This is a genomic window from Bradyrhizobium sp. JYMT SZCCT0428 (assembly GCF_018131075.1).
In the GTDB taxonomy this organism is placed as follows: Bacteria; Pseudomonadota; Alphaproteobacteria; order Rhizobiales; family Xanthobacteraceae; genus Bradyrhizobium.
The window spans coordinates 219,041-237,752 of record NZ_JAFCLS010000004.1 but is presented as its reverse complement, the minus strand read 5'-3'; the positions used below and the strand labels follow the sequence as shown (position 1 = coordinate 237,752).

At 63.5% G+C, this 18,712-nt stretch carries 17 protein-coding genes; 12 read left to right on the top strand and 5 right to left on the bottom strand.

The genetic code is table 11. From position 1 onward, the window contains the following. The first annotated feature begins 78 nt into the window (after window positions 1-78). Window positions 79-1,152 (top strand): tartrate dehydrogenase, encoded by a 1,074-nt coding sequence (locus JQ575_RS06090; RefSeq protein ID WP_212032331.1) that lies wholly within the window; start codon window positions 79-81, stop codon window positions 1,150-1,152. A 151-nt stretch (window positions 1,153-1,303) separates the two neighbouring features. Here JQ575_RS06090 and JQ575_RS06085 read toward each other — a convergent pair whose 3' ends face one another. From JQ575_RS06085 to JQ575_RS06075, 3 genes are read right to left on the bottom strand one after another with little or no spacing between them, the layout of a single operon-like run. After that, window positions 1,304-2,218, bottom strand: a complete 915-nt coding sequence (locus JQ575_RS06085) for an NAD(P)-dependent oxidoreductase (RefSeq protein ID WP_212032330.1) — start codon at window positions 2,216-2,218, stop codon at window positions 1,304-1,306. A gap of 25 nt (window positions 2,219-2,243) precedes the next feature. Then, window positions 2,244-3,494 carry a Zn-dependent hydrolase gene (locus JQ575_RS06080; RefSeq protein WP_212032329.1) on the bottom strand — a complete coding sequence of 417 codons (1,251 nt, stop codon included), beginning with the start codon at window positions 3,492-3,494 and terminating at the stop codon, window positions 2,244-2,246. A 40-nt stretch (window positions 3,495-3,534) separates the two neighbouring features. Then, entirely contained in the window at window positions 3,535-4,452 is a 918-nt protein-coding gene (locus JQ575_RS06075) for a LysR family transcriptional regulator (protein WP_212032328.1), read from the bottom strand. 119 nt (window positions 4,453-4,571) lie between these two features. Here JQ575_RS06075 and JQ575_RS06070 point away from each other — a divergent pair, with 119 nt between their 5' ends. The 6 genes from JQ575_RS06070 to JQ575_RS06045 all read left to right on the top strand — a co-directional run bounded on the left by JQ575_RS06070 (window position 4,572) and on the right by JQ575_RS06045 (window position 10,169). Next, a complete protein-coding gene (locus tag JQ575_RS06070; protein WP_212032327.1) occupies window positions 4,572-5,393 on the top strand; it encodes a putative hydro-lyase in 822 nt (273 codons plus the stop codon). Window positions 5,394-5,474: 81 nt separating this feature from the next. Continuing rightward, complete coding sequence (locus JQ575_RS06065; RefSeq protein WP_212032326.1) at window positions 5,475-6,719, top strand: ABC transporter substrate-binding protein; 1,245 nt, start codon at window positions 5,475-5,477, stop codon at window positions 6,717-6,719. Window positions 6,720-6,891: 172 nt separating this feature from the next. Beyond that, window positions 6,892-7,770 (top strand): branched-chain amino acid ABC transporter permease, encoded by an 879-nt coding sequence (locus JQ575_RS06060; RefSeq protein WP_192737284.1) that lies wholly within the window; start codon window positions 6,892-6,894, stop codon window positions 7,768-7,770. Beyond that, a complete protein-coding gene (locus JQ575_RS06055; RefSeq protein ID WP_192737285.1) occupies window positions 7,770-8,750 on the top strand; it encodes a branched-chain amino acid ABC transporter permease in 981 nt (326 codons plus the stop codon). The genes JQ575_RS06060 and JQ575_RS06055 overlap by 1 nt, the downstream gene beginning before the upstream one ends. Next, entirely contained in the window at window positions 8,747-9,481 is a 735-nt protein-coding gene (locus JQ575_RS06050) for an ABC transporter ATP-binding protein (protein WP_212032325.1), read from the top strand. The genes JQ575_RS06055 and JQ575_RS06050 overlap by 4 nt, the downstream gene beginning before the upstream one ends. Next, the gene (locus JQ575_RS06045; protein ID WP_212032324.1) at window positions 9,465-10,169 is read left to right on the top strand and encodes an ABC transporter ATP-binding protein; all 705 of its coding nucleotides are present in this window, start codon (window positions 9,465-9,467) and stop codon (window positions 10,167-10,169) included. Before JQ575_RS06050 ends, JQ575_RS06045 begins: the two co-directional genes overlap by 17 nt. Window positions 10,170-10,261: 92 nt before the next feature. On the opposite strand, the gene JQ575_RS06040 is transcribed toward JQ575_RS06045, so the two are convergent. Further along, complete coding sequence (locus JQ575_RS06040) at window positions 10,262-10,528, bottom strand: hypothetical protein (protein ID WP_212032323.1); 267 nt, start codon at window positions 10,526-10,528, stop codon at window positions 10,262-10,264. An 18-nt stretch (window positions 10,529-10,546) separates the two neighbouring features. Then, window positions 10,547-11,203, bottom strand: coding sequence for an aldolase (locus tag JQ575_RS06035; protein ID WP_212032322.1), 657 nt, complete (start codon window positions 11,201-11,203; stop codon window positions 10,547-10,549). Between the two features lie 115 nt (window positions 11,204-11,318). Here JQ575_RS06035 and ltnD point away from each other — a divergent pair, with 115 nt between their 5' ends. The 5 genes from ltnD to JQ575_RS06010 all read left to right on the top strand — a co-directional run bounded on the left by ltnD (window position 11,319) and on the right by JQ575_RS06010 (window position 18,487). Then, entirely contained in the window at window positions 11,319-12,233 is a 915-nt protein-coding gene (gene ltnD / locus JQ575_RS06030; RefSeq protein WP_212032321.1) for an L-threonate dehydrogenase, read from the top strand. A gap of 84 nt (window positions 12,234-12,317) precedes the next feature. After that, window positions 12,318-13,100: a 2-oxo-tetronate isomerase gene (otnI, locus tag JQ575_RS06025; RefSeq protein ID WP_212032320.1), complete on the top strand. Its 783-nt coding sequence runs from the start codon at window positions 12,318-12,320 to the stop codon at window positions 13,098-13,100. After that, complete coding sequence (gene otnK, locus JQ575_RS06020) at window positions 13,097-14,374, top strand: 3-oxo-tetronate kinase (RefSeq protein ID WP_212032319.1); 1,278 nt, start codon at window positions 13,097-13,099, stop codon at window positions 14,372-14,374. The genes otnI and otnK overlap by 4 nt, the downstream gene beginning before the upstream one ends. 177 nt (window positions 14,375-14,551) lie before the next feature. Continuing rightward, window positions 14,552-16,231, top strand: coding sequence for a methyl-accepting chemotaxis protein (locus tag JQ575_RS06015; protein WP_212032318.1), 1,680 nt, complete (start codon window positions 14,552-14,554; stop codon window positions 16,229-16,231). A 228-nt stretch (window positions 16,232-16,459) separates the two neighbouring features. Next, on the top strand, window positions 16,460-18,487 hold the full coding sequence (locus tag JQ575_RS06010) for a methyl-accepting chemotaxis protein (RefSeq protein WP_212032401.1): 2,028 nt from the start codon (window positions 16,460-16,462) through the stop codon (window positions 18,485-18,487). Window positions 18,488-18,712 lie beyond the last annotated feature (225 nt).

Sequence of the window (18,712 nt, the reverse complement as noted above, 5' to 3'; positions counted from 1 at the left end):
CCATTGCAAGGCCATCAACAGGCCGTGTCTGGGGCATGGCGCACGACCCAAAGAGCAAGCCACCCAAGGATTTCAAGGATGAGCAAAAAAACCTATCGGATCGCGGTCATTCCCGGCGACGGCATCGGCAAGGAAGTGGTGCCGGAGGGCCTGCGCGTTCTTGAGGCGGCCGCGAAAAAGCACGGCGTGGCCGTGCATTTCGACCATTTCGACTTCGCCTCCTGGGACTATTACGAAAAGCACGGCGAGATGATGCCGGAGGACTGGAAGGCCCGGATCGGCAAGCACGACGCGATCTATTTCGGCGCGGTCGGCTGGCCTGCAAAAATCCCCGATCACATTTCGTTGTGGGGCTCGCTGATCAAATTCCGCCGGGAGTTCGACCAGTACGTCAATTTGCGCCCGGTGCGCCTGATGCCCGGCGTGCCGTCGCCGCTCGCGAACCGCAAGCCCGGCGATATCGATTTCTGGGTGGTGCGCGAAAATACCGAGGGCGAATATTCTTCCGTCGGCGGGCGCATGTTCCCCGATACCGATCGTGAATTCGTCACCCAGCAGACCGTGATGACGCGCGTCGGCGTCGATCGCATTCTCAAATTCGCATTCGATCTTGCGGCGTCACGCCCGAAGCAGCACCTGACCTCGGCGACCAAATCCAACGGCATCTCGATCACGATGCCCTATTGGGACGAGCGCGTGGAGGCGATGGCGAAGAACTATCCGAAGGTGGAGTGGGACAAGTACCACATCGATATTCTCACCGCGAATTTCGTGCTGCATCCGGACTGGTTCGACGTCGTGGTCGGCTCCAATCTGTTCGGCGACATCCTCTCCGATCTCGGCCCGGCCTGCACCGGCACGATCGGCATCGCGCCGTCGGGCAATATCAATCCGGAAGGAAATTTCCCGTCGGTGTTCGAGCCGGTGCACGGCTCGGCGCCCGACATTGCCGGGCAGGGCATCGCCAATCCGATCGGCATGATCTGGTCGGGCGCGATGATGCTGGAGCATCTCGGCGAGAAGGAAGCGGCGCAATCGATCGTCGGCGCCATCGAGCGCACGCTCGGCGAACGCACGCTGCGCACCCGCGACCTCGGCGGCAACGCCGACACGACCGCTTGCGGCAAGGCGGTCGCGGATATGGTGGAGTAGGGCGCGAGATTACGAACTCGATCGTCGTCCCGGCCTTGAGCCGGGACCCATACGCCGCGACCGTTGTCTTTGTGGCAGGTGTCCGCCACCTTGCTTCAGCCGATAGCACAACGCGGTATGGGTCCCGGCGTTCGCCGGGACGACGAGATACCTACTTCCCCTTCGCGATCCGCCGGCAGTGCTCCAGCGCCGCCCGGATCAGATTCTCGCTCGCCTCCGGCGTGCGGAACGCGGAATGCGCCGACAACGTGACGTTGGGCAGCTTGGTCAAGGGATGATCCGCCGGCAGCGGCTCGATGTTGAAGACGTCGAGGCCGGCATGGCGGATCTGGCCTGATTTCAGGGCTTCGATCATCGCTTCCTCATCGACGATGGCGCCGCGCGCGGTGTTGACGAGGATGACGCCGAGCTTCATCGCCTCGATACAGGCACGCGAAACCATCCCGCGCGTCTCGTCGTTGAGCAGCAGGTGGATCGAGATGACGTCGCTCTCGGTCAGGAGCTCATCGAGTTCGACGAACTCGACCTTCGGATGCTTCTTGGGCGACCGGTTCCAGGCGATCACGCGCATGCCGCTGCCGAGCGCGATGCGCGCGACTTCGGCGGCGATGCCGCCGTAGCCGATCAGTCCCAGCGTCTTGCCGGTCAGTTGCATGGCGTCATCGCGCAGCCAGTTGCCGGCGCGGATCCCGCGATCCATGCTGGCGAGGCCGCGCGCGCCTTCCCACATCAGCGCGATGGCGCATTCGGCCACCGCCGTATCGCCATAGCCCTTGATCAGGTGCACTTCGATGCCGAGCTGGCTAAGCTCTTCCGGATTCATGTAGCTGCGCGCGCCGGTGCCGAGGAACACCACGTGCTTCAGGCCGGTGCACTTCTTCGCAATCTCGGTCGGCAGCGCGGTGTGATCGACGACGGCGATTTCAGCACCGTCGAGCAGGGCCGGATACTGATCCGAGGTGATGTCGGGATCCCTGTTGATGCGGACCTCGGGATCACCGGGTTTTTGCAGCCGCTCGAAGATCACGGCCAGCGATTCATTGGCATCGACAAAAACACCGCGCACGGCAGTCCCTCCGGTTTTGATTATTTTATGACGCGACGCCGGCAAGCGCCAGCACGGTATGCATCAGGACGTTGGCGCCGGCCGTGCAATCGGCCTGCGTGGCGTCTTCCAGTTCGTTGTGGCTGATACCGTCCTTGCAGGGCACGAACACCATCGCCGCCGGCATTACCGTGTTGAGGTTGCAGGCGTCGTGGCCAGCGCCGGAGGTGATGCGACGATGCGAATAGCCGAGTGCCGTGGCGGCGTTCTCGACGGCGTCGACGAGTTTCGGATCGAAATGGGTCGGCGGCTTGCGCCAGACCAGATCGAGCTTGACGTCGACCTTGCGCCGGACCGCGATCTCCGCAATCGCCGTGCGCAAATCCCTGTCCAGCGCGTCCATGATCGCGGCGTCCGCGCTGCGGCAATCCATCGTAAAGGCGATCTCGCCGGGAATGACGTTGCGCGAGGGGTTGGCGATCACAGCCTCGCCGATGGTACCGACCGCCTTCGGGCCGTGCTTCCTGGCGGTAGCTTCCATCGCCAGCACGATTTCCGAAAGCGTCGCCAGTGCGTCGCGCCGCAGCGGCATCGGCGTCGAGCCGGCATGGCTTTCGAACCCGGTGATCTTGCCGTCGTACCACAGCACGCCCTGGCCGGAATCGACCACGCCGATGGTCTTGTTCTCCGCTTCGAGGATCGGGCCTTGCTCGATATGCAGTTCGACGAAGCTGGAGAATTTCTGCCGGCCGACCGGGCTCTCGCCGCGATAGCCGATGCTGTCCAGCGCCTCCGCCACCGTGACGCCTTCGGCATCCTTCCGCGACAGAATGTCGTCGGTGGTGAAATCACCGACATAGGCGGCCGACGCCATCATCGCCGGCGCAAAACGCGAGCCTTCCTCATTGGTCCAGTTGCAGATGCAGATCGGTGTCTCGGTCTCGATACCGGCATCGTTGAGGGTGCGAACCACTTCAAGCGCGGCGAGCGTGCCGAGTATGCCGTCGAACTTGCCGCCGGTTGGCTGGGTGTCGAGGTGGGAACCGACCCCGATCGGCGCCTTCGACATGTCGCGCCCCTTGCGCAGGCCGAACATCGAGCCGAGCGCATCGACGTGACACTCGAGGCCGGCGGCTTCGCAGGCTTTCCGGAACCAGTCGCGGACCTGCTTGTCCTCAGGTCCGAGCGTCAGCCGCCTCACGCCGCCTTTCGGCGTTGCGCCGAATTTGGCGGTTTCGTGAATGGTGTCCCACAGCCGGGCGGAATCGATTTGCAGGTTGGATGCGATCTTGGTCATTCAGCCATTCCGGTCTTGATTGATGCTCACCCGATCCGCTTCAATGACGCGCCTGCAGCGGCGCGTCAACAACGACGCCGCCCTGCGCGAGCGAGGCCGCCAGTTCAGCCACCCGCTCGACCGCGATGGTGTCCGGAGAAGCCAGCCAGCTCGCCGAAAACGTCAACAGCGGCATCTGCAGGTTGGTCGACAGCAATTGCAGCCTTCCATCCGCGATTTCGCTTTCGACGATCGCCGTCGGAATCACCGCAATGCCAAGGCCTTCGATCGCCATATGCTTGACCGTACCCAGCGAGGCGCTGGCGTGCAGGCGCATCGGCGGCAGGTCGGGCCGGTTGAACAGCGAGCGGACGATTTCGTAAGGCGGCGTCTTGCGCGGAAAGGTGATGATGGGAAATTTGGCGAGGTCATGCACCGACAGCCGTTCCTTGCCGAGCCCGAGCGCGGGACTGGCAAGGAATCCGACCGAATAGTCGCACAGCACCCGGTTGCTGATGGTCGGCCCCGTCACCGGTCCGAGCAGGAACGCCAGTTCGATCTCCTGCGCCAACAGCCGGTTGCGCAAATTCGAGGTGATGTCGACTTCGATCTCGAGCGAGAGGTTGGGATAGGTGTGATTGACGCTCTTGATCAGCTGCGTCAGGAAGGTGTGGACGATGGTCTCGGCGACGCCGAGCCGCAGCACGCCGCGCATCGCCGAGTGGTCGCCGACCACGGCGAGCATTTCCGAGCGCAGCCCGATCAGTTTCTCGGCATAGACCAGTAATTGCCGGCCGCTCGGTGTCGGCATCACCATTCGGCGCTCGCGCTGGAGCAATCTCACGCCCACCTCGCGTTCGAGCTGGGCGATCCGCTGCGAGATGGCGGGCTGGGTGGTGTTGAGCTTGTGCGCAGCACCGCGGAAACTGCCGAGCGTCACCACCCACATGAAGGTCTCAATTGCCTTGAAATCAACCATGCACCCTCTGCCCGCATGTCGATAAATTTATTTTATCGATCTTGATTAAAAATCACGATTAGACATTATCATAGCCATATGCGGGAGTAGATGTCGACCCGATTGGAGCTGTTGCAACGATGACCAGCTTGGCAAAGACGGAACGACCCGGTCTTGATACGGCGAATTTATCGCCCAGCGTCGCCGCCCGGCATGCCTGCCGTACCGGCATGGCCGCCACCACGGCCGGCGTCGCCAACGGCTTCGTGCAGGGCAATCTGGTGATCCTGCCGGAAAAGCTGGCGGCCGCGTTTCACCGGTTCTGCCAGCTCAACCCCAAACCGTGCCCGATCATCGGCATGTCCGATGTCGGCGACTTCAGAATTCCCTCGCTCGGCCTCGACCTCGACATCCGCACCGACCTGCCGCGCTATCGCGTCTGGCGCGACGGCGAAGTGGTCGAAGAGCCGACCGACATTACGTCGCACTGGCGCGACGACCTGGTGGCGTTCGTGATCGGATGCTCCTATTCATTCGAGGAAGCGTTGCTGGCGGACGGCCTGCCGATCCGCCACATCGAGCGCAAGCTGCGCGTGCCGATGTACCGCACCAACATCGCCTGCGGCGCGGCGGGCCCGTTCGCAGGTCCAATGGTGGTGTCGATGCGGCCGTTCAAACCGGCGGATGCGATCCGCGCGGTGCAGATCACGTCGCGCTTTCCTTCGGTGCACGGCGCGCCGGTTCATCTCGGTCATCCGCATTCGATCGGGATCGCCGATATCAACAAGCCCGACTACGGCGATGCGGTGCCGGTCGGGGACGACGAGATTCCGGTGTTCTGGGCTTGCGGCGTGACGCCGCAATCGGTAATCGCGGCGGCCAAACTGCCGTTTGCGATCACGCACGCGCCCGGATTGATGCTGGTGACCGATTTGCAGAACAAGGCGCTTGCCGTGCTTTGATGCAACTCGTGCCGATCATTGAGGCTTTACCGTAACCGCCAACCGCTTCATCGATGTCAGCCGTTCAAAAGGGGATTTGCAATGACGATCACGCGCCGCAATGTATTGCTTGGAGCCACCGCTGCCGCCGCTCTCGCGCCGATCGCGGCCCGCGCGCAAACGTCCGAAGTGGTGATCGGTGTCACCTATCCGATGTCCGGCGCCAATGCGCAGATCGGCGTCGACGCGCAGCACGCCTATGTCACCGCCACCGACATTATCAACAACAAGCATGATTTCGAGCTGCCGCTGGCCAAGGATGCCGGACTGCCTGGACTCGGCGGCGCCAAGATTCGCCTCGTGTTCGCCGACCATCAGGGCGATCCCCAGAAGGGTCGTGCCGAAGCCGAGCGCCTGATCACGCAGGAGAAAGTCTGCGCCATCATCGGCAGCTACCAGAGCTCGGTGGCGGTCACCATCAGCCAGATCTGCGAGCGCTATCAGACCCCGTTTGTCTCGGCTGACAACTCGTCGCCGAGCCTGCATACCCGTGGCCTGAAATTCTTCTTCCGCGCCGCGCCCCACGACGAAATGTTCACCAAGGCGATGTTCGACTTCTACGACGCCTTGAAGAAGAAGGGCACCAAGATCGAGACGCTGGCCCTGTTCCACGAGGACACGATCTTCGGAACCGACTCCGCGAACGCGCAGATCAAGCTTGCCAATGAGCGCGGCTACAAGATCGTTGCCGACATCAAGTACCGCTCCAATTCGCCGTCGTTGTCGGCCGAGGTCCAGCAGCTCAAGTCGGCGAATGCCGACGTGCTGATGCCCTCGAGCTACACCACCGACGGCATCATGCTGGTCAAGACCATGGCCGAGCTCGGCTACAAGCCGAAAGCCATCGTGGCGCAGGCCGCGGGCTTTTCCGAGAAGGCGCTGTACGACGCGGTTGGCGACAAGCTCGAGGGCGTTATCACCCGCGGCAGTTTCTCGCTCGATCTCGCGGCCAAGCGGCCGATGGTCGGCAAGATCAACGATTTGTTCAAGGCGAAGTCGGGCAAGGACCTGAACGACAACACGTCGCGCGAGTTCATGGGCCTGATCGTGCTGGCGGACGCCATCAATCGCGCCAAGTCGACCGACGGTGAAAAGATCCGCGCCGCGCTGGCCGCGACCGAAATCCCGGGCGAGCAGACCATCATGCCGTGGAAGCGCGTCAAGTTCGACGAGTTGGGCCAGAACAACGACGCCGATCCGGTGCTGCTGCAGTATATCGGCGGCAAGTTCGTCACCATCTCCCCGCCGCAAGGCGCGGTCGCCGAGGCCGTCTGGCCGATGAAGTAAGTCATCGTTTCTTGGGGATGTATCACAAGTGCTGCGTCGTCCCTGCGAACGCAGGGACCCATACGCTCAGGAGCATCGGTTTCATCGTGGCCTCACGTCCTTCTTTCAAATGCGAATCCAGTGGTTATGGGTCCCTGCGTTCGCAGGGACGACGTGAGACGGGGGTACACCTGTGACAGCCGAGACGATTATCCAGAGCCTGGCGAGCGGCCTGTTGATGGGGCTGCTCTACGGGCTGATTGCGGTCGGCCTCGCGCTGATCTTCGGCCTGATGGACGTCGTGAATTTCGCCCATGGCGAATTCCTGATGATCGCGATGTACGCGTCGTTCTTCCTGTTCGCGTTCTTCGCGATCGATCCATTGCTGGCGGCGCCGCTGGTCGCGGCGGCGTTGTTCGTCTTTGGCGCCGTGGTCTATCTCCTGATTGTACGCTTCGCGGTCAGGGCAAAGGCCAATGCCGGCATGGTGCAGATCTTCTCCACCTTCGGGCTTGCGATCGTGATGCGCGGCGTGGCGCAGTTCTTCTTCACGCCGGATTACCGCAGCGTCACCCATTCCTGGTTCGGCGGCAAAACCGTCTCGATCGGCGGCATCTTCCTGCCGCAGCCGCAACTGATCGGCGCGGCGGTGGCGATGCTGGCCTTCGGTGGGCTCTATTACTTCATCAACCGAACTGACTTCGGCCGTGCGCTCGAAGCCACCCGCGAGGACGCCGGCGCGGTGGCGCTGGTTGGTATCGACAAGAATCGCGTGTTCGCGCTGGGCTGGGGGCTCGGTGCGGCGCTGGTCGGTCTCGCCGGCGCCATCATGTCGATCTTCTTCTACATCTATCCCGACGTCGGCGCGTCGTTTGCGCTGATTGCCTACGTCACGGTGGCGCTCGGCGGCTTCGGCAGCGTGTTCGGCGCCTTTGCCGGCGGCATCATCGTCGGCCTGGTCGAAGCCTCCACCGCGCTTCTCCTGCCGCCGTCATTGAAGTCGGTCGGCATCTACGCGGTTTATCTCCTGGTCGTGTTCGTGCGGCCGCGCGGCCTGTTCGGATCGATGTGATGGATACGGATTTCGCAAAACGCCGTCGCCGCGACCTGATCGTCGCATTCTGCCTCGCCGCCATCGCGGCCGTGGTGCCGCTGTTCGTCAAGGACTCCTACGTCCAGAACATTATGGTGCTGACGCTGATGTGGGCGGCGCTGTCGCAGAGCTGGAACATCCTCTCCGGCTATTGCGGACAGATCTCGCTCGGTCACGCGCTGTATTTCGGGATTGGCGCCTACACCACGACGCTGCTGTTCACCAAGTTCGGCGTCCTGCCGTGGTTCGGTATGCTCGGCGGCGGCCTGATATCGGCTCTCATCGCGATGGGGCTGGGCTATCCCTGCTTCCGCCTGCGCGGGCATTACTTCGCGATCGCCACCATCGTCATTGCCGAGATCGGGCTCCTGCTGTTCCACAACTGGGATTGGGCGGGCGCGGCACTGGGCATCGAGATTCCCGTGCGCGGCGACAGCTGGCTCAAATTCCAGTTCGCGCGCAGCAAGCTGCCGTATTTCTACTTTGCGCTCGCGCTGGCCTGCGTCGCCTGGTTCGTCACCTGGTGGCTGGAGGATTCCAAATGGGGCTATTGGTGGCGCGCGGTGAAGGACAATCCGGATGCCGCTGAAAGCCTTGGTGTCGTGGTGTTCAATTCCAAGATGGGCGCAGCCGCGGTGTCGGCGTTTCTGGTCGCGGTCGGCGGCAGCTTCTATGCGCAGTTCGTCTCCTATATCGATCCCGAAAGCATCATGGGCTTTCACATCTCGCTGCTGATGGCGCTGCCCGCGGTGCTGGGTGGCATCGGCACGCTGTGGGGGCCGATGCTGGGGGCCGTCATCCTGATTCCGGTCACGGAATTGACGCGGTCCTATGCCGGCGGTTCCGGCCGCGGCGTCGACCTGATCGTCTATGGCGGCCTGATCATCGCGATCTCGCTGGCGCGGCCGCAAGGCCTGGTCTCGCTGTTCGCACCCAAGCGCAAGGAGGCGACGCGATGAGCACGCCCTTGCTGGAAACCCGCGGCGTCTGGCAGCGTTTTGGCGGCCTCGTCGCCAACAGCGACGTCTCGATCTCGGTCGAGCGCGGCGAAATCGTCGGCCTGATCGGGCCGAACGGCGCCGGCAAATCGACGCTGTTCAATCTGATCGCGGGCGTGCTGCCGCCCACCCAGGGCTCGATCTGGTTCGACGGCGAAGACGTCACCTCGCTGCCGGCAGCCGAGCGCTGCGCGCGCGGCGTCGCCCGGACTTTTCAGGTCGTGAAAAGCTTCGAGACCATGACGGTGATCGACAACGTCATCGTCGGCGCGCTGGTTAGAAACACCGTGATGCGTGTGGCGCGGCAGAAAGCCAATGAGGTTCTGGATTTTTGTGGCCTGGCCGGGCGTGCCAATGTGCTCGCCAGCGACCTGGTGCCGTCGGAAAAGCGCCGCCTCGAGGTGGCGCGCGCACTGGCAACCGAACCGAAACTGCTGCTGCTCGACGAATGCCTGACCGGTCTGACCCCGCTCGAGGCCCAGACTGGCGTCGAACTGGTGCGCAAGGTGCGCGATACCGGCGTTACCATTCTGATGGTCGAGCACGTCATGGAAATCGTGATGCCGCTGGTCGACCGCGCCATCGTGCTCGATCTCGGCAAGGTGCTGGTCGAGGGCAAGCCAAACGACGTCGTTCGCGATCCGAAAGTCATCACCGCCTATTTGGGGGATCGTCATGCTGTCGGTGCATGAAGTCACCACCGCCTATCAGGGGCTGGTCGCGATCTCGGCTGTCACGATCGAGGTTGCCAGGGGCGAAGTCGTCTGCGTCGCCGGCGCCAACGGGGCCGGCAAGTCGACGCTGCTGAAATCGGTCGCCGGCGCCGAGCGTCCGCGTTCCGGCACCGTCACCTTCGACGGCGAGCGGATCGATTGCCTGGCGCAGCATGTCATCACCTCGCGCGGCATCGCCTATGTGCCGGAAAACCGCCGGTTGTTTCCGCGGCTCTCGGTGCGCGACAATCTGCGGCTTGGCAGCTACCTCTATCGCGGCGAAGCCGACCGCGAAGCGCCGCTGGATCTGGTGTTCAAGCTGTTCCCGCGGCTGTCGGAGCGGCTGGATCAGCGCGCCGAAACGCTGTCCGGCGGCGAGCAGCAGATGCTGGCGATCGGCCGCGCACTGATGACGCGGCCGCGGCTCTTGATGCTTGACGAGCCCTCGCAAGGCATCATGCCGAAACTGGTCGATGAAATCTTCCAGGCGGTGAAACGCATCCGCGACACCGGCATGACCGTCCTGATCGTCGAACAGCGCATGGCCGAGTGCCTCGAAATCGCCGACCGCGCCTACATCCTGCAAACCGGCCGCGTGCTGATGCAGGGCAGCGCGGCGGAGATCCGGACCAATCCGGATGTAAGGAAGGCGTATCTGGGATTGTAGAGTTTGTAGGGTGAACTAGCCGAAGGCGTAATCCACAGCTCGCTCTCGACAAAAGTGGTGGGTTACGGCTTCGCCTAACCCACCCTACGCAGCTACCGAATGACCTCGACCTTCGCTGCCATGTCCGGCGCGCGGCCCACGCGGTAGGTCGCGTTGCTGCACCTGAGAACCCACACCTCGCGGTCCGCCTTCGAGCGCTTGGCGTCCTTTTTTGCGCCGAGCGCCTTGTCGCAGGTGAAGCCCTGCGTGCGGATCTGTGCAGCCAGCATGCTCTGCACCGTCTCTTGCGCCAGCGCTGTCGAATCCGACAGGCCAATCAAGAACAGAGCTCCGAAGGCGAAACCAGTGAACTTGAACATGTGCGTCCTCCACGAATATCAGTGATTGTGGTCCGGCAGCGTAAGCCCAAACGTTTTTGTCAAATCCGCCACCTGTTCCGGCGACAAATACCGCGGGTTCAGCCCGCGCAGCAGCAGATACAATTTCGCCGTTTCTTCCAGTTCCTCGATCGCGAAAACCGCGGCTTCCAGCGTGTCGCCGGATACCACCGGGCCGTGGTTGGCGAGCAGCACGGAAGAATATTTGCCGGCAAGCCCCTTGATGGCGTCCGCCACCGCGGGATCGCCGGGCCGGAAATATGGCACCAGCGCGGTCTGGCCGCATTTCATCAGGTAATAGGGCGTCATCGGCGGCAATGCTGCGCGGGGATCGATCTCCGGCAGCATCGACAGCGCCACCGAATGGGTCGAGTGCAGATGCACCACCGCGCGCGCGGCGCTGCGGGTCTGATAGAGGGCGGCGTGCAGCGGCACTTCCTTGGTCGGGGCGTCGCCGGAGACCAGTTTGCCGTCGGGCCCTAACCGCGACAGCCTGTCAGGATCGAGCGAGCCGAGCGAGGCGTTGGTCGGGGTCACCAGCCAGCCGCCATCGTCGAGCTTGACGCTGATATTGCCCGAGGAGCCCGGCGTCAGCCCGCGCTCGAACAGCGAGCGGCCGAGGCGGCAGATTTCCTCGCGAATCCTGGTTTCGCTCATGGATTAAACCCTGTTCCTCTGGCCTTTTCTCACGCTTTGGCAGCGCGGCCAAGCCGTGATACCCAGAGGCAAAGCCGCTGGGGACTGCGGCCCAAAAGCGTAAGGGAACGCCACAATGCCAGAATCCGTAAAACCGCGCGTCGCCGTCATCGGCCTGGGCTCGATGGGCTTTGGCATGGCCACCTCGCTGCGCCGCGCCGGGTTCGAGGTCACCGGGTGCGATGTCTCGGCCGAGTCCGTCGCGCGCTTCGTGGCCGACGGCGGTAACGGCGCCAAGACCCCGGCGGAAGCGGCCAAGGCGGCCGATATCGTCGTCAGCGTCGTCGTCAATGCCGCGCAAACCGAAACCATCCTGTTTGGCGCTGACGGCGTTGCGGAAACCCTGGCCAAGGGCGCGGTGTTCATCTCTTCCGCCACCATGGATCCCGATGTGGCGCGGCGGCTGGCGAAACAGCTGGAGGCCACGGGGCGGCTTTATCTGGACGCGCCGATCTCCGGCGGCGCGCAGCGCGCGGCGCAGGGCGAACTCACCATCCTGGCCTCGGGCAGTGCGGCCGCGTTCGCCAAGGCGCGCCCGGCGCTGGATGCGATGGCCGCCAAACTCTATGAACTCGGCGATGCCGCGGGGCAGGGCGCGGCGTTCAAGATGATCAACCAGCTATTGGCCGGCGTGCACATCGCCGCAGCCTCCGAAGCGATTACGTTTGCCGCCAAGCAGGGTCTCGACATCAAAAAAGTCTATGAAGTGATCACGGCCTCCGCCGGCAATTCCTGGATGTTCGAGAACCGCATGCCGCATGTGCTGGATGGCGACTACGCACCGCGCAGCGCGGTGGAGATTTTCGTGAAAGACCTCGGCATCATCCAGGACATGGCGCGCACGGCGAAATTCCCGGTGCCGGTCGCCGCCGCCGCGCTGCAGATGTTCCTGATGACGGCGGCCTCCGGCATGGGCCGCGACGACGACGCCTCGGTAGCGCGGATGTATGCCCGCGTCACCGGCACGCATCTGCCGGGCGAGCCAACATAGCGTTTTCTAGCGAAGTGGATACCGGTTCGCATGAAGAAAACGCGTCAAGACAAAGAGTAATCGCGACACACAAGAGGACAGAACATGCCCCGCTTTGCCGCCAATCTCACGATGATGTTCAACGAGGTCCCGTTCCTCGACCGCTTCGACGCCGCCGCGAAAGCGGGATTCTCCGCCGTGGAATTCCTGTTTCCCTATGAGCATCCGGCCGACGAAGTCGGCTCGCGGCTCAAGGGCGCCGGCCTGACGCAGGCGCTGTTCAACCTGCCGCCGGGCGACTGGAACGCCGGCGAAAAGGGATTCGCGGCGCTGCCGGAACGTTTTGAAGATCTCAAGAACAGCCTGCAGACGGCGCTGCCCTACGCGCAGGCGACCGGCGTCAAGCGGCTGCATCTGATGGCGGGAATTGCCGACCGCGGCGATCGCAAGGCAGTGGAAGCGTTCTACAAATCGGTGGCGTGGGCGGCGGAATTCTTCGCGCCCCATGGCCTCGACGTGGTGATCGAGCCGATCAATGCGCGCAACGTGCCGGGTTACTTCCTCAATGACTTCCTGTTCGCGCGCGATCTCATCACCGAGCTGAAGATACCGAACCTGAAACTGCAATTCGACATCTACCACTGTCAGATCATTCATGGCGACGTCACCATGCGGCTGCGCGAGATGATGCCAATCATCGGCCATATCCAGATCGCCAGCATCCCCTCGCGCAACGAACCCGACGGCGAGGAGCTGAACTATCCGTTCCTGTTCGCTGAGCTCGACCGGCTCGGCTATGGCGGCTTTGTCGGCTGCGAATATAACCCGCGCGGCAACACCACCGACGGCCTCGGCTGGTTCAAACCCTACGCCGGAGCAAAATCGTGAAATTGTCTTTGGGCTGCATCGCCGACGACTACACCGGCGCCTCCGATCTCGCCAACACGCTGACGCGCTGCGGCCTGCGCACGGTGCAGACCATCGGTGTGCCCTCGGACGATCTCGCGCTGCCGGAAGTCGACGCGGTCGTGGTGTCGCTCAAAAGCCGCTCGATCGAGGCGGGCCTGGCCGTCACCAGATCGCGGTCGGCGGAGAAATGGCTGCGCGGCCGCGGCGCTGATCATGTGCTGTTCAAGATCTGCTCGACCTTCGATTCCACCGACGCCGGCAATATCGGTCCCGTGATGGATGCGCTGCGCGGTGATTCCGGCGATGCCATCGTGCTGGTGACGCCGGCCTTTCCGGAAACCGGCCGCACCGTCTATCAGGGCAATCTGTTCGTCGGCGCCGTGCCGCTGAACGAAAGCCCGCTGAAGGATCATCCGCTCAACCCGATGCATGATTCCAATCTGGTGCGGGTGCTGGCGCGGCAGAGCCGGACGAAAGTCGGGCTGGTCGACCTTGCAACGCTCGCGCGCGGGGAAGCTTCTGTCCGCGCGCGCCTTGCCGATCTCGCCGGCAAAGGCATTGGCGCCGCCGTGATCGACGCGGTGTTCGACCGCGATCTGGAAACCATCGGCAACGTCGCGCTGGATCATCGACTGTCGGTCGGCGCCTCCGGCATCGGGCTCGGCCTCGCGCGGGCGATGGTCGCGTCCGGCAAGGTCAAATCCAACGTGACCAAGGCTGGCGCCGATGCGCCGGTCGGCGGACCGGCTGCGTGCCTGGCCGGCAGTTGTTCGCAGGCGACGCTGCAGCAAATCGCCAATGCCGAAAAGGCGATGCCGGTGCTTCATCTCGATCCCGACCGCGTCGTCGCTGGTCCCGATGAAGCGCGGCGTGCGCTGGCGTGGGCGAAGGAGCGAATCGGTGACGGCCCGCTTCTGATCGCGAGCAGCTCGACGCCGGATCAGGTCGTAGCTCTGCAATCCCGGCATGGCCGCGATGCAGCTGGACATGCCATCGAGCAGGCGATGGCCGATATCGCGGACGGATTGGTGCAGTCGGGCGTGCGCCGGTTGGTCGTCGCAGGTGGTGAAACTTCAGGCGCCGTGGTCGATCGCCTGGGAATTCCCGGCTTCCTCGTTGGCGCAGAAATCGCTGCAGGGGTGCCGGTTCTGCGCGCGGTGGGCGCGAAAAATGGCGAGATGCTGCTTGCACTGAAATCGGGCAATTTCGGCGGCGCCGAATTCTTTTCCGACGCGCTCAAGCTGATGCGCTGATCGTCCTACGCCATTCATTTCTCAGAGACTTCTGTAGCGTACCGTATTTTTACGGTGCGCCAAATTAACACAACCTGAGAACGAATAAGATTCTGCTGGGTGTGAAGGGCATCGACTTAACCCGCCCGTCGCAACCGGCGCGTCTTCCGCGCGTCCAAAACCAAGAGATTCTAACCCATGCTTGCCAAGTACTCGATCCGCGCCAAAATCATTACTGTCGTCGCCTTCCTGCTGGTCGCGATGACGGGCATGGGCCTGCTGGCGGTCCGCAACATGCGGGCCATCAACGCCAGCACCGTCGACATCGCGACCAGCTGGATGCCGAGCGTCCGCGTACTGGGTGACCTGCGCGCCGGCGTCATCACCTACCGCAACGTGATCCGCGAGCACATGCTGGTCGGAGCGCTGGAAGGAAAGTTGGCGCAGGAAAAGACCTTGGCGAGCGTGGTCGAGAGCAACACCAAGATCCGTGCCCTCTACGAGCCTCTGATTACCTCTCCGGAGGAGCGTGCGCTGTACAAAGGAATGGTCCGATCTCTGGGACTTACGCAGGAAGTGATGGCGCTGTCGCGCGCAGCCGCCGGCAAATTTCCAGCAGAGGCGCATGAATTGAACTCGAAGACCGTCAACAAGATCGGGCTCGAGGCCGACGCCGTCCTGCGCAAGGACATTGACCTCAACAACGCCGGCGCTGACAAGGCGGCCCAGGAAGCGGCTGACAGCTACGCGTCCGCCTTCATGATGCTCTCGCTGATCCTCGGTGCCGCCGTCATCGTCGGCATTGCCGTCAGCATCTATCTGGTTCGCGACGTCTCGAGCGGCATCGCTTCCATCGTCACCCCGATGCAGGCGCTGGGCAAAGGCGACCTCAGCGCGCAGGTTCCGCATCAGGGCGAGAAGACCGAGATCGGTGCCATGGCAGACACCTTGCAGGTGTTCAAGCAGGCGCTGATCGCGAAGAAGGCCGCCGACGAGGCCGCGGCGCTTGACGCCGAAGCCAAGATCGAGCGCGGCCGCCGGGTCGACGGCATCACCCGCAATTTCGAATCTGTCATCGGCGAGATCGTCCAGACGGTGTCGTCAGCTTCGACGCAGCTCGAAGCCTCAGCCGGCACGCTGTCGGCGACCGCCGAACGTTCGCAGTCGTTGACGACAGCGGTGGCGGCGGCTTCCGAGGAAGCTTCCACCAACGTGCAGTCGGTGGCGTCGGCGACCGAAGAACTGTCGTCGTCGGTCAACGAGATCAGCCGTCAGGTGCAGGAGTCGGCGCGCATGGCGACCGACGCCGTCGGCCAGGCCCGCGTCACCAACGACCGGGTCAGCGAATTGTCGAAGGCGGCGAGCCGGATCGGCGACGTCGTCGAACTCATCAGCACCATCGCGGGCCAGACCAACTTGCTGGCGCTCAATGCCACCATCGAAGCGGCGCGCGCCGGCGAAGCCGGCCGGGGCTTCGCCCTCGTGGCGTCGGAAGTGAAGGCGCTGGCCGAGCAGACCGCGAAAGCCACCGGCGAGATCGGCCAGCAGATATCGGGCATCCAGGCCGCGACCCAGGAGTCGGTCACCGCAATCCAGGAAATCAGCGGCACCATCGAGCGGCTGTCGGAGATTTCGTCGACCATCGCCGCCGCGGTGGAAGAGCAGGGTGCCGCGACGCAGGAAATCTCCCGCAACGTGCAGCAGGCGGCGCAAGGCACCCAGCAGGTCTCGGCCAACATCACCGACGTCCAGCGCGGCGCGAGCGAGACCGGCTCGGCCTCCTCGCAGGTGCTGTCGGCGGCGCAGTCGCTGTCCGGCGACAGCAACCGCCTGAAGCTCGAAGTCGGCAAGTTCCTGGATTCGGTCCGGGCAGCCTGACACCCGGCCGATCACCGGCGAAGCGCCCGGCTCCCAAGGGGGCCGGGCTTTTGCGTTCTGCAACCCTGCAGCGAAATCCGGTTGGGCTACTCGGTAGCCTCTACTGAGCTAAAATTAACCAGTCTTGTTTACAAGAGCACCATCTTTACGGCGCGCGCACTGTTCGGTGGTTCCCGCTTTGCCATCGCCGACTGCGCGTTTTGGGGAAATTTGGGTTCGCTGACAATGATCAAGCTCAATCGCATCGGATATAAGCTGGGCCTGGCTGGCGCGGTCGGCATATTGCTGGCGGGTGGCATGGTGGCCAACCAGATGATGTCGGAACAGGCGATTGAGGCGGCAAACAGCCGCGCCGATCGCTCGCAGCGGGTCATCGACGCCGCGATATCAGCTAACCTGAACGGACGGCAGATCGAACTTGCCGCGCGCAACATCCGCCTGGCGACAAAGGCCGCCGACGTCGAAAGGAACGCAGCGGACCTCAATCGATTCAAGGCCGCCGAATCCAAGGCTTTGGATGATGCGCAGGCGATTGCGACGATACCGGACATCAAGCAGCGCCTGGAGAAAATCAAGTCGCTGATGACTTCCTACACGACCGGCGTCGATGAACTGGCGAAGACGCAGCTCAATCTCCTCGCGGTGATCGACAAGCGCTCGGCGATTTCGGCTGAATGGACCAAGGCGATCGAGACCCAATTGGCGTCACCCGCAATGGCCAAACTCGACAACAAGCTCGAAATCGAAAAGCTGCTGCATATGGCCGACGCCAAGGTCAACTCGCTGCGGGCCATGGTGTGGCGGCTGGGTGCCACCGGCGATGTCAGCCTGATCGCCCAGATCGCGAAGACCCAGGCCGCGCTCAAGAACAATTTCAACCTGTTGCGGGGCGAGGCCGACGACCGCGATTTGCTGGTGGTGGTCAGCTCGCTGGATTCGATCGTCAAGCGCTTCCTGGCCGCCAATGACGAAGCGGTCAAGCTCGAGGAATTGAAGGCGGACATTGTCGCCAACCGCACCGTCAAATTTGCCCAGGAGGCGGGCACGCTGATGGATAGCCTGGTCGATGCATCGAGAAAGAACTACGCCACATCGAAGGAAGAAGCTGCCGCGGAGACCGATCAGGCCAGCAAGGTCAGCCTCGCGATGGGCATCGTGGTGATCATCGCGCTGTTCGCATCGATGGTGTTTTCCTTCCTTGGGATCTCCCGTCCGATGATGCGCCTGAACGGTGCGCTGGGTGAGATGGCCGGCGGCAACCTCGACGTCGTGATTCCCGGCGCCAGGCGCGGCGACGAAATCGGCGACCTCGCCAAGACGGTCACAATCATCAGAGAGAATGCCGAGCAGAAGGCCCGCGACGAAGCCGAGGCCAAGATCAAGCAGGACCAGATCGCCGCCCGGCAGCGCAAGGACGACATGATCAAGCTCGCCGATACATTCGAGACGGCGGTCGGCGAGATCGTCGAGACCGTGTCGTCGGCCTCGAGCGAACTGGAAGCCTCCGCCGGCACGCTGACGTCGAACGCCGAGCGCGCCCAGGAACTGACCACGATGGTGGCCGCGGCTTCCGAGGAAGCCTCCACCAACGTGCAGTCGGTGGCATCAGCGACCGAAGAGTTGTCCTCCTCGGTCAACGAGATCAGCCGTCAGGTCCAGGAATCGGCGCGGATGGCCACCGCGGCCGTCGACCAGGCCCGCACCACCAACGACCGCGTCAGCCAATTGTCGAAAGCGGCGAGCCGGATCGGCGACGTCGTCGAACTGATCAACACCATCGCCGAGCAGACCAATCTCCTGGCGCTCAACGCCACCATCGAAGCGGCGCGCGCCGGCGATGCCGGCCGTGGCTTCGCGGTCGTGGCGTCGGAAGTGAAGGCGCTGGCCGAGCAGACCTCCAAGGCCACCGGCGAGATCGGCCAGCAGATCACCGGCATCCAGGCGGCGACCCAGGACTCCGTGAACGCGATCAAGGAAATCAGCGGCACCATCGAAAAGCTGTCGGAGATCTCCTCGACCATTGCCGCGGCCGTGGAAGAGCAGGGTGCTGCGACGCAGGAAATCTCCCGCAACGTGCAGCAGGCCGCCCACGGCACCCAGCAGGTGTCCTCCAACATCACCGACGTGCAGCGCGGCGCCTCCGAGACCGGCTCCGCCTCCACGCAGGTTCTCTCCGCCGCGCAATCGCTGTCGGGCGACAGCAACCGCCTCAAGCAAGAGGTCGGCAAGTTCCTCGACTCGGTGCGCGCGGCCTGATCCATAACGGGATGACAATATGAAAGCCCGGCCTCCTGAAGGGGCCGGGCTTTTTGCATTTGGTCGCCCGCGTTTGCGGAACGGTGGGCTCCGTACTTCTACCCTGCCTCCCCCGCCATGCGGCGGGTCGCCGTGCTGCCCGGCCCGAGCCGGGGCCAGCAGCTATGCCAAGGAAGTGAAGGACGGCTGCGCTGCCCGCGTTGGCTATTTGGCCCCGGTTCGGCT

Coding starts and splice junctions, on each gene's coding strand:
- JQ575_RS06090 (WP_212032331.1), top strand. CDS start 79: ATGAGCAAAAAAACCTATCGGATCGCGGTCATTCCCGGCGACGGCATC.
- ltnD (WP_212032321.1), top strand. CDS start 11,319: ATGCCAGAATCCGTAAAACCGCGCGTCGCCGTCATCGGCCTGGGCTCG.
- JQ575_RS06040 (WP_212032323.1), bottom strand. CDS start 10,528: ATGTTCAAGTTCACTGGTTTCGCCTTCGGAGCTCTGTTCTTGATTGGC.
- JQ575_RS06055 (WP_192737285.1), top strand. CDS start 7,770: ATGGATACGGATTTCGCAAAACGCCGTCGCCGCGACCTGATCGTCGCA.
- otnI (WP_212032320.1), top strand. CDS start 12,318: ATGCCCCGCTTTGCCGCCAATCTCACGATGATGTTCAACGAGGTCCCG.
- JQ575_RS06065 (WP_212032326.1), top strand. CDS start 5,475: ATGACGATCACGCGCCGCAATGTATTGCTTGGAGCCACCGCTGCCGCC.
- JQ575_RS06050 (WP_212032325.1), top strand. CDS start 8,747: ATGAGCACGCCCTTGCTGGAAACCCGCGGCGTCTGGCAGCGTTTTGGC.
- JQ575_RS06070 (WP_212032327.1), top strand. CDS start 4,572: ATGACCAGCTTGGCAAAGACGGAACGACCCGGTCTTGATACGGCGAAT.
- JQ575_RS06045 (WP_212032324.1), top strand. CDS start 9,465: ATGCTGTCGGTGCATGAAGTCACCACCGCCTATCAGGGGCTGGTCGCG.
- JQ575_RS06015 (WP_212032318.1), top strand. CDS start 14,552: ATGCTTGCCAAGTACTCGATCCGCGCCAAAATCATTACTGTCGTCGCC.
- JQ575_RS06035 (WP_212032322.1), bottom strand. CDS start 11,203: ATGAGCGAAACCAGGATTCGCGAGGAAATCTGCCGCCTCGGCCGCTCG.
- JQ575_RS06075 (WP_212032328.1), bottom strand. CDS start 4,452: ATGGTTGATTTCAAGGCAATTGAGACCTTCATGTGGGTGGTGACGCTC.
- JQ575_RS06080 (WP_212032329.1), bottom strand. CDS start 3,494: ATGACCAAGATCGCATCCAACCTGCAAATCGATTCCGCCCGGCTGTGG.